Annotated in this window: 6 protein-coding genes; 5 read left to right on the top strand and 1 reads right to left on the bottom strand. The window is 68.0% G+C overall.

What is annotated here, in order from left to right; all coding sequences use genetic code 11:
• Nucleotides 1-342 precede the first annotated feature (342 nt).
• Entirely contained in the window at nt 343-2,559 is a 2,217-nt protein-coding gene (locus ACFWYS_RS41870; RefSeq protein WP_384781409.1) for a CRISPR-associated endonuclease Cas3'', read from the bottom strand.
• A gap of 219 nt (nt 2,560-2,778) precedes the next feature.
• Here ACFWYS_RS41870 and cas5c point away from each other — a divergent pair, with 219 nt between their 5' ends.
• The 5 genes from cas5c to ACFWYS_RS41845 all read left to right on the top strand — a co-directional run bounded on the left by cas5c (nt 2,779) and on the right by ACFWYS_RS41845 (nt 8,577).
• The gene (gene cas5c, locus ACFWYS_RS41865; protein WP_384781407.1) at nt 2,779-3,549 is read left to right on the top strand and encodes a type I-C CRISPR-associated protein Cas5c; all 771 of its coding nucleotides are present in this window, start codon (nt 2,779-2,781) and stop codon (nt 3,547-3,549) included.
• A 1-nt stretch (nt 3,550) separates the two neighbouring features.
• Complete coding sequence (cas8c, locus tag ACFWYS_RS41860; protein WP_384781405.1) at nt 3,551-5,383, top strand: type I-C CRISPR-associated protein Cas8c/Csd1; 1,833 nt, start codon at nt 3,551-3,553, stop codon at nt 5,381-5,383.
• Nucleotides 5,384-5,442: 59 nt separating this feature from the next.
• Nucleotides 5,443-6,312: a type I-C CRISPR-associated protein Cas7/Csd2 gene (cas7c, locus tag ACFWYS_RS41855; protein ID WP_384781403.1), complete on the top strand. Its 870-nt coding sequence runs from the start codon at nt 5,443-5,445 to the stop codon at nt 6,310-6,312.
• Nucleotides 6,313-7,207: 895 nt separating this feature from the next.
• Complete coding sequence (locus ACFWYS_RS41850; RefSeq protein WP_384781401.1) at nt 7,208-7,390, top strand: hypothetical protein; 183 nt, start codon at nt 7,208-7,210, stop codon at nt 7,388-7,390.
• A gap of 284 nt (nt 7,391-7,674) precedes the next feature.
• Nucleotides 7,675-8,577 carry a hypothetical protein gene (locus ACFWYS_RS41845; RefSeq protein ID WP_384781399.1) on the top strand — a complete coding sequence of 301 codons (903 nt, stop codon included), beginning with the start codon at nt 7,675-7,677 and terminating at the stop codon, nt 8,575-8,577.
• Nucleotides 8,578-10,197 lie beyond the last annotated feature (1,620 nt).

Here is a 10,197-nt window from a genome sequence, read left to right as displayed (position 1 = left end):
TTTCTGTTTAGAGGTCTCTGTGGTTGCGGATCCCCTGGGGTGGGTGTGAGTGTTTTGGGGGGTTACAAAACTCTTCCGGGGGGGCGGCCTTTGTTCCTCCACGCGCCCCCCCACAGCTATATTGCGCGCCTCCCTCCGGCACGGTAGTCCGGCGGTCGGAGTTCCGGTGGAGATGAAGGCCAGTTCGCTCAAACGCCGGGCTTGCGGTTGCCCACACCGAGGCCGCAAGGCCACTGTATCGAGGCTCTGCTAGAGGGTTACGGGGACGACGGGGATAGGGTGAAGCGGACGTTTCCCTTGATTGCGACTTGCGTGTCGCGGTTTCACTTGGGGTTGCGCGCTCTACTTGGGTGGCTCGATTCCTCGTTGCGGGTGGTAGGGGCCTGTCCACTCGTACAGGTCACCGGCGATTTCGACCGCGTGACCGGCACTGATCGCTGTCTCCAGTTCTTTGTGAGGGATCGATGCCATGTGGTCCTGGAGGGCGCGGTAGGTCTCTGGGGTCGGTACTCCGTCGCGGAGTTGCCTGATGGCGTCCCGGGCGGCCTGCTGCTCTTTGTGGGTGAGCTGGGAGCGGATGACGACGACGGCCACGGAGTGCTCGTTGTCGATCATGCGCATTCTGCGGGCGACTTCCGGATAGTCCAGCTTCTCTCGCAGTGCCTCGATGACTTCTCCGGTGGCTCCGTCGGGATCTGTGGAAGAGCGTCCGGCCTGGAGCTGGTAGCGGTGCTGGTAGTAGGAGCGCAGGGTGTCCAGGTCGTCGGGGGCTGCCAGGTCCTTGCCGAATCGGCGGGATGCTGCGGCGATGCCGGACCGGTTGTAGATCACTTGTGGCTGGAGTCCGTCGGTCGGTTCGAAGACGGTCAGGACGCTGTCTTCGGTTTGGCGGTGGCCTTCGCGGTTGATGCGTCCGGCGGCCTGCTGTTCGGACTCCGGCAGCGACCTGGCGCGGAATCCGTGCGGGAAGTCGAGGTCGACGCCGGCCTCGATCAACGACGTCGACACCAGCAGCGTGCCCAGGCCGGCCTCCAGCCGTTGTTTGGCCGTCTGGATGGTCTCCCGGCGGTGACCGCCGGTCATGCGGGTCGACAGGTGCAGCACGCCAGGACTCTCCCCGCGGCCGTCGAGCCACGTTTTGTGCACGTGGCGGGCATCCTTGGTGCCATTGACCACGACCAGGGCGTCGGTGTGCTCTGCAGCCTCGGCAGCGATGCTCCCAAGCGTCACGGCTGAGCCGGTGCGCCACTCGTACCGGACCCGGCGCAGTCGCTCGAACAGGGGCGCGGGGTTCGCGACGATCTCGCGCTGCGGCAGTCCGGTCTGCCAGGGGTTGAGCGCGGAGAGTTCCGGCTGGGTTGCCGAGGACAGCACCAGGGTCACGCCGTAGTGCTCCACGAGCTCGCGCAGCCCGGACAGGATGGGTGTCAGCAGAGCATCAGGGAGGGACTGGACCTCGTCCAGGACGAGGACGGAGTTCGCGATCCGGTGCAGTCGGCGGGTGGCCGAGGGGCTGTCGCCGAAGAGGCTCTCAATCAAGCGGACCGTGGTGGTCACGATGAACGGGGCGTCCCAGTTCTCCGCGGCCAGCTTCGCCCACGGGTTGGGGCGGCGGGACGTCTCGAAGTTCACGGCGGAGTGGTGCTCCAGAACCGTCCGCGGCCCGTGCTCGGGATCCAGCAGGCCGCGGTAGACCGCCGCGTTCTGTTCCGTGATCGAAATGAACGGGACCGCGACGATGACGCGCCGCAGCCCGTGCAGGGCGGCATGGCGGAGCGCGAAGCCTCCGCCGGTGAACGTCTTTCCCGCGCCGGTCGGCAGGTGCAGCCGGTAGACCCCCGGCTTGCTGGCGGCTGCCTCGACGGCCTCCCCGTAGATGTCCTCGCGGAGCCCGTCCAGCCATGAGGGAGGGGTGCGGCGTCGGCGCTCGGCAATCATCTCCCGGCGGCGGTTCTCGTACCGCTCCCACAACTCCGCCATGCCCACGGCCCTTTGGGAGTGCCTGCCGGGTCTGAAGTGGGCGGCGGTGTCGAGCCGGTCCGCGTCGACCACGGCCGAGTACGTCATGCGGACCAGCATCTCCACACTCGTCCGGTCCTGCAGGTCAAGCCAGTTGGGGGCCGGCGGACAAGTTCCGTCCAGGACCTCCGGCATGACCCTGGCGACGCGGCTGATCGCCTCGTCCACCTCTGCGGAGCTCCGCATGAGGGCCTTGAGCCGGACCTTGAGGTCCGACCAGGCGGGCAGGCCGGTGTGATGTCCCTCGATCACTCCGGCGAACGGTGTCAGCACCGGATGGCGCCTGGCCGCCTGGGCGAACAGGAACGCGCCGGCGTCATGGTGTGGAGGGCGGCGGACCTTGCGGCCGGTCGTGGCCTCCTCGATCAGCCCGTCCTGCCAGGCGCACGCGCCCTTACCGGTGTCGTGGTCACGCCCCAGCCGGCAGGCGAGGTCTCCGCCTCCCCAAACGTCGGCGAAACCGCGTGCCAGCTCGCCAGTGCCACGGGCGTGGTCTTCGTACCAGTGCCAGACGCCCCGACGGCCGGGTGAGTGGGCCACGAGCCTGCCCTCCGGAACCGGCACTAGGCCACCTAACGGGTCAACTACCTTGTTTTCAGGCATATTTGACTTTCTATCGGTTATACGCTGAGATCCCAGCACACCACGACATTTGCCGCGATCTGTCTTGCGTGTGTCGTGGACCGTGATGGCGCCACGACGCTAGCGGCCAGCACTGACAACGGGCCGGGTCGGCCGGTGCATAAGGGAGGAAGATGCATGATGACGGGGCATAAACGGCAGCGCGGGGAGAGGGCTGACCGGCCCCTTCACGTGCAGGTGGAGGCGTGGGGCCCGCTGGCCTGCTTCACCCGCCCGGAACTCAAGGTCGAACGGGTCTCCTACCCGACCATGACCCCCTCGGCAGCCAGCGGACTGCTGGAGGCGATCCTGTGGAAGCCGGAAATCGCCTACCGCATCGAGCGGATCGAACAGCTCAAACCGGTGCAGTGGACAACCTTCCGGCGAAACGAGGTCAACAACTCGGTCATCACCAAGAAGACCTACGAGGACCTGAGCGCCAACACCGGCTACCGCTACGACGTCGCCGAGGACCGCGGGCAGCGCGTCACCGTTGCCCTGCGTGACGTCGCCTACCGCATCCACGCCACGATCAACGCCACCGACCGCTGCAGCGCGCCGCTGCCGAAGTACCGCGACCAGTTCGACCGCCGCCTCCAGCGGGGTGCCTGCTTCGAGCAACCCCACTTCGGCTGCCGCGAGTTCGCCGCCTTCTTCGGCCCCCGCGGATCAGCCGAGGAGGCCGGCGTCGTCACCCCCGCCGACCGCGCAGGCATCCCCCCGATCGACGAGATCGGACTGATGCTCCACCACATCGAGTACCTGCCCAAGGGCCAGGAGCGCTACCACTGGTTCCGCGCCCGCCTCGAACGCGGTGTCCTGCACGTGCCCGACCGCCCGCTCGATCCCGCCCAGGCGGGCGGGATGCCCGGGGCTGAGGGCCGCGTTTCTGCCGAGGGGGCGGCCTGACGTGCTGCTGCATAGCCTCGTCCAGCACGCCGACGGCCGCGAGGACGCTGTCCCCGACTATTACCAGCGCCGGCCGGTCATGTGGCAGATCGACCTGTCCAGCAGCGGCGACAGCGAGCCGCTGATCATCGATCTGCGCCCCGCGAAAGGGGACAAGCCACGGCAGGTCACCGCCCCCTACACCGGCCGCTCCGGTACGACCCCGCCGCCGTTCCTGATCACCGACAGCGCACTGTACGTCCTGGCTCATCCCGGCCTGGTCAAGCAGCCGGACGAAGAGAAGGTTCCGTCGACCAGCCCGAAGGACATCACCAAGGCCCGGCAGCGGCACGCCGCATACCGCGCCATGGTGACCTCTTGGTGCAACGAACACCCCGACCTTCCTCAGGCCCGCACACTGGCCGAGTGGCTGGACAGCTACACGCCGGGCCACTGGCCGGAGGGGATGGACCAGGCGCACCTCGTGGCCATCAGCGTGGACGGCGCATGGATCCACGACCTGCCGCAAGCCCAGGACTGGTGGGCCCAGAAGGTCAAGAGCGCCAAGAGCGGGACAGCGGGCAAGAGTCAGGAAGGCATCTGTCTCGTCTGCGGTGAGACGGGATCCTTGCTGTCGACGCTCCCGGTTCCCGTCAAGGGACTGCCCAACTCCGGGATGAACACGCAGCTGATCTGCCTCAACCAGCCCGCCCACTACCGGGCCGGCGTCAAGCAGCTCGGCGCCACACCCGTCTGCGTGACGTGCGGAACCAAGGCCACCACCGCCCTGAACACGCTGCTGGCCGACCCCGAACACCGCACCTTCGCCGGCGACTCGGCCATCGTGTGGTGGACCCGCAACCCCGCCACCGAAACCGACATGTGGACCCTGGACAACCCCGACCCCACGGAGGTTGCCCAACTCGTCGACGGGCTCAGCCACCCGCACAAGGGACGCGATGCGCGGGCCGCCCTCGATGAGGACGCCTTCCACGCCGTCACCCTGCGAGTGAACACCAACCGGGTCATCGTCGCCGACTGGATCAACATCCCCGTCCCCGACCTCAAGCAGCGGCTCGGAAGCTGGTTCGCCGACCAGCAGACCTGGGACGGCTGGAACGACACCTACCTCTACTGGTCGGTCTGGCGCCTCGCCCTGGCCGCCGCCCGCTGGGACAAGCGGAAAAACAAGTACATCGACACCACCGTCCCTGTGCATCTGCAAGCCGACCTGGCCAAAGCCGCACTCCACGGCACTCCACCGCCGGCCCACCTCCTGCCGGTCCTCATGCAGCGCATCCGCGCCGACCACCACATCGACCGACCCCGCATCGCGCTACTGCGCCTCGCTATGACCCGTACGACCACCCGTCACAAGGAGCTGTGCGTGCCCCAGCTGAACACCACGTCGACTGAGCCCGGATACGTCTGCGGGCGGATCATGGCCATGCTCGAAGCAATCCAGCGCAAGGCCATGCCCAAGGTCAACACCACCATCACCGACAAGTACCTCACCACCGTGGTCGTCTCGCCCCGAGCCGCCCTCACCCGGCTCCGCATCGGCGCACGCCCCCACCTGCGTACCATCGCCCGCACGAGCGAACCCGCCGCCAAGGCCATGGAAAACCGCATGCGGGACGCCTTCGACCTGCTAGACGCCCTCCCGGCCCACCTGAACGCCGAGCAGCAGGCCCTGTTCATCCTCGGCTACGAACACCAGCGCGCCCACTCCGCACGGGCCGCCGCCGAAGCCATCAAGGCCCGCGAAGCCGGCAAGGAACTCTCCGGCGAGCAGGCGGCGGACGCCCTGCCCGAAGCCGCCGAGGACGCCAGCGTCATGGACAGCACCGTCTAGCACGCGTCCAACAGCACACAGCCACATCACCCAACACGGATAAGGACACCAGCGCAGTCATGACCGACGCACACCTGGACCCCACCCGCAAGCACGACTACGTCTTCCTCATCGATGTCAAGGACGGCAACCCCAACGGCGACCCCGATGCCGGCGGCATGCCCCGCATCGACCCCATTACTAGCCAGGGCTTCATCACCGACGTCGCCCTCAAGCGAAAGATCCGCAACGCCGTCACACTCGCCCACCAGGGGCAGCCCGGCTTCGAGATGTACGTCGAGGAAGGCGTCGCACTCAACCCGCAGATCCAGCGCGCCTACCACGAAGGCGGCGCCAAGGAAGGCGACACCGCCACCGCCCAGCAGTGGATGATCCGCAACTTCTACGACGTACGCTTGTTCGGCGCCGTCATGTCCGTCGGCGACCAGAAGAAGCACGCCGGCAAAGCCCGCGGACCCATGCAGCTCACCTTCTCCCGCTCCATCGACCCTGTCACCCCCCTTGAGGCAGGCATCACCCGAGTCGCCCCGAACAAGCCCGAAGACATCGCAAAGGGCAAGGTCACCGAGATGGGCAACAAGCACTACGTGCCCTACGGGCTCTACCGCGGCCACGGCTTCTACTCTGGAGCCCTCGGCGCAAAAGCCAGCGTCACCTCGCAGGACATGGCCGCCTACTGGCAAGCCATGACCATGATGTTCGACCACGACCGCGCCGCCTCCCGCGGCGAGATGGCCATCCGCGGCCTGTACGTCTTCTCCCACGACGACGCGTACGGGAAGGTACCCGCACACAAGCTGTTCGACCGGATCCGCATCAAGCCGCTGGGCCACAGCGAGGCACGATCCTGGGACGAATACGCCGACCGGATCACCATCGACCGAGACGGGATGCCTGAGGGCGTGACACTCACCAGCCTCATCGACTGATGCCATCCCAGGATCACAACGGCTGACGTACCCCGCTGGCCCGAACAGCGGCCGAGGATCGCACCCCACTTAGGCTCCGGCAAACTCCATCCGGTCACCCCGGAGGGCGACCGCCACCGGCCTGCAAGTACTTCTCCCACGTCGCCCTGCACGTCGGCGAGTTGCTGTCTGTCGGCGTCCGAGGATCGCAACACCTCAGCATGCCGAGTGGTCAGGGCCTTGGTCGTGGGGGCGGTCGTCCTTTAGGGCGATCGAGAATCGCAACCTCAATCGCCGCGTGTGATCCACCAAGTCGGCAAGGGCGGCGGTCGCTCTCCGGGGCGATCGAGGATCGCAACCTCGGGTACGTGTGTCCGGCGGGCGGATACGTGGGGAGTAGCGGTCGTCCTCCGGAGCGATCGAGGATCGCAATATGGGAGGTGACTCCCGTGAAGCTGACGGACAGCGGTGGCGGTCGCCCTCCAGGGTGACTGTGCTTCGCAACAGCACCAGTGAACAGCTTGAGACGAACTACACCCTGGTGGCGGTCGTCCTCCGGGGCAATCGAGGATCGCAACGTGCGATGCTGGCGGCCCGCGCATACGCGCGATCTGCGTGGCGGTCGCCCTACGGGGTGACCGAGGACCGCAACCACACGTCGTTGGGCTGCGGCCGGGTGTGGTGCGGGGGCGGTCGTCTTCCGGGGCGACCGCGGATCGCAACTTCGTCGGGTCCGCCATGGACGTCACGGCGATAGTTGTGGCGGTCGTCCTCTGGGGTGACCGAGGATCGCGACGTCATGTGGGCCAAGCAGTACCTGACGGTGCTGCGGGGTGGCGGTCGCCCACTGGGGCGGCCGAGGATCGCAACTACCGAGTCGCGGCGCACGTGCAGCTGTCGGAGGGAGCAGTGGCGGTTGTCCTCCGGGGCGACCGAGGATCGCAACGACACCGAGACGCTCGGCGCGGCCGACGAGGCCCTGTGGCAGTCGCTCTCCGGGGTGACTGAGGATCGCAACGACGGCTACACCGACTATAAGGGGGGCGCGCGATGGTGGTGGTCGCCCTCCGGCGCGACCGAGGATCGCAACGTTGCGTAGGGGCCGGCGTACCGGTAGCCGAGCCGTGGTGGCCGCCCTCCGGGGTGACCGAGGATCGCAACCGGGTGTCCGTGACGATGCGAAGGATCAGACCCAGTGGCGGTCGTCCTCCGGGGCGACCGGATCGCAACCGGCCGTGTCGTCTGCCGCCGAGGACGGAGTCAAGGTGGCGGTCGCCCTCTGGGCCAACCGAGGATCGTAACGGCAGTACATGCCCGCGGCCGTGCCGCGCATACGTGTGGCGGACGCCCTTCGGAGTTACCGAGGATCGCAACGGCTCCGGCGTGCACGCCGAGCTGGTAAATCACCACGTGGCGGTCGCCCCTCCGGGCGACCGAGTATCGCAACTCCTTCAGGTGGTGCGAGGCCGCCCGCGGGCGTTGCGGTGGCGGTCGTCTTCCAAGGCGACCGAGGATCGCAACGGCCCACGGCCGCCCTTGCCGGTGCAGCTCGTGCGTGTGGCGGTCGTCCTCCGGGCGACTGAGGATCGCAACAACGACCGGCCGTACATCCGCGCCGAGATCGAGAAGTGGCGGTCGCCTTTCGAGGCGACCGAGGCTCGCAACGACATCTCCGGCGTCGACGACTCGGAGGAGCTGCTGTGGCGGGTCGCCTTCCGGGGCGACCGAGGCTCGCAACATGTATGGCAGGGCGACGATCGGCAGGCTGAGGCCGAATGGCGGTCGCTCTCCGGGGCCACCGAGAATCGCAATGCGGAGATGGAGGCGTACAAGCCCGAGGCCAAGCTGGTGGCGGTCGTCTCTCGGGTTGACCGTGGATCGCAACTGGTACTGCACCTCCGACCTGTTCGGGCAGCCCAGCAGCGGCGGTCGTCCAGCGGGCGGCCGAGGATCGCAATCATGCCTGCGGCGGCGAGCCTGGCCGGAGCGGTCTGGTGGCGGTCGCCTTCCGGGGTGACCGAGGATCGCAACATCTACAACGCGTGGCCCAACGTCGGCGCCACGCAGTGGCGGTCGCCCTCTGGGGCGACTGAGGATCGCAACGACATCGAGGTCGCTAACAAGTCCATGGGCCTGCTGGTGGCGGTCGCCCTCCCGGCGGCCGAGGATCGCAACCAGACGCATGTCACCGCGATGTGCTTCATCGAGCGTGTGCCGGTCGCCCTCGGGCGCGACCGAGGATCGCAACATCGACAACGACGGCCGTCCCGGCGGCATCGTCGGTAGCGGCGGACGTCCTGCGGGGCGACCGAGGATCGCAACCGCAAGATCATCGAAGCGATCGTGGGTGTGAACGGGTGGCGGTCGCTCTCCCGGGTGACCAAGGATCGCAACGCCGTGACGAGGGCGACTTTGAGCGGAGTGGTGGGGGTGGCGGTCGCTCTCCGGGGCGCCCTAGGATCGCAACCCCAACGGCGCCGGAACAGGCGGCCTGGGCTATATCGGTGGCGGTCGCCTTGTGGGGGACCGAGGATCGCAACACCCACAACCTCGGCCTTGTCCCAGTCGTCGACTGGCGGCGGTCGTCTTCCTGGGCGACCGAGGATCGCAACGTGACGTGCCGCTCAGCCTCCAACTCAGCGACCCGAGTGGCGGTCGCCCTCCAGGACGACCGGGGATCGCAACGAGTTGCTGCTGTTGAAGGAGGCGCGCGCCGAGCAGGTCGCGATCGTCATCCAGGGCGGCTGAGGATCGCGGCAGTGGGGCAATCGGCCTGCTGTGGATCGCGGTCGAGGTGGCGGTCGTCCTCGGGGAGGATCGAGGATCGCAACCCCGAGTTCGGCAACAACCAGGCCCCCGGCGCGGTGGTGGCGGTCGCCCTCCGGGGCGATCGAGGATCGCAACGACGAGTTCCGGCTGACCACGCTGGCCCGCAAGGACCCTGGTCCCCCCCGGGGCGATCGAGGATCGCAACGTGGCGACCTGCGCTCGCTTCCCTGGTGAGGGCCTGGTGGCGGTCGCCCTCGGCGGCGACCGAGGGTCGCAACCCCAAGCCCGGCGAGGGCGGCAACCCGACCGACGCCGGTGGCGGCTGCCCTCCGGGGCGACCGAGGACGTGGCGGTCATCCTTCGGGGGTGACCGAGGACCGCAACGTCGCGACGATGCAGACACGGCGTGAGGATGACGGCCGTGGCGGTTGTCCTCCGGGGGGGCCGAGGATTGCAACATGAGGTCGTCTCCACCGTCGGACTCCGGGTGGAGCAGTGGCAGTCGCCCTCCGGAGTGACCGAGGATCGCAACTCGTACATCCTCGCCCTGGACTACGGTGCGGCCACGGAAGTGGCGGTCGCTCTCCCGGGGCGACCGAGCATCGCAACATCCAGGCCGGGACGGAGACCTTGTAGAGCCAGCCCGTGGCGGTCACCCTCTGGGGCGACCGAGGATCGCAATAGCGTCGGCGCCCACCCCTGCATGACGCGGTCCTTGTGGCGGTAGTCCTTCGGGGCGATCGAGGATCGCAACTGGTTGTCCGAGGTGAAGAACGCCAGCAGGAGGTCAGGTGGCGATCGCCCTGCGGGGCGGCCGAGGGCCGCAACAAGTCGTCCGGCAATACGCTGCGGAAGCGGACGCGGGCGGCGGTCGTCGTTTGGAGCGGCCGGGGATCGCAACTCCGCGCGGCAGATCGTCGGCCAGGTAGTCTCCCTGTGGCGGTCGTCCTCTGGGCGACCGAGGACCGCAAGCCCACGTCGAGCGACGGCCAGCAGTTCCGGCGGCGCGGCGGGGGCAAAAAGGGGGGGGCACAGAACCAAGAACACCGAACAAGGAGACAACAAAAACCACACCCCCCACCAGGGGGGGGTGGGGGGGGGGGCGGGGGGGGAAAGAAACAGAGACCCCGGGAGCCG

It is taken from the genome of Streptomyces sp. NPDC059010, assembly GCF_042740355.1.
In the GTDB taxonomy this organism is placed as follows: domain Bacteria; phylum Actinomycetota; class Actinomycetes; order Streptomycetales; family Streptomycetaceae; genus Streptomyces.
Note: the sequence above shows the minus strand (reverse complement) of the source record. Positions and strands in the feature narration are given on the sequence as shown.

What these genes read in the sequence shown, in the direction of transcription:
- cas5c (WP_384781407.1), top strand. Translation starts at nt 2,779, where the DNA reads ATGATGACGGGGCATAAACGGCAGCGCGGGGAGAGGGCTGACCGGCCC.
- cas7c (WP_384781403.1), top strand. Translation starts at nt 5,443, where the DNA reads ATGACCGACGCACACCTGGACCCCACCCGCAAGCACGACTACGTCTTC.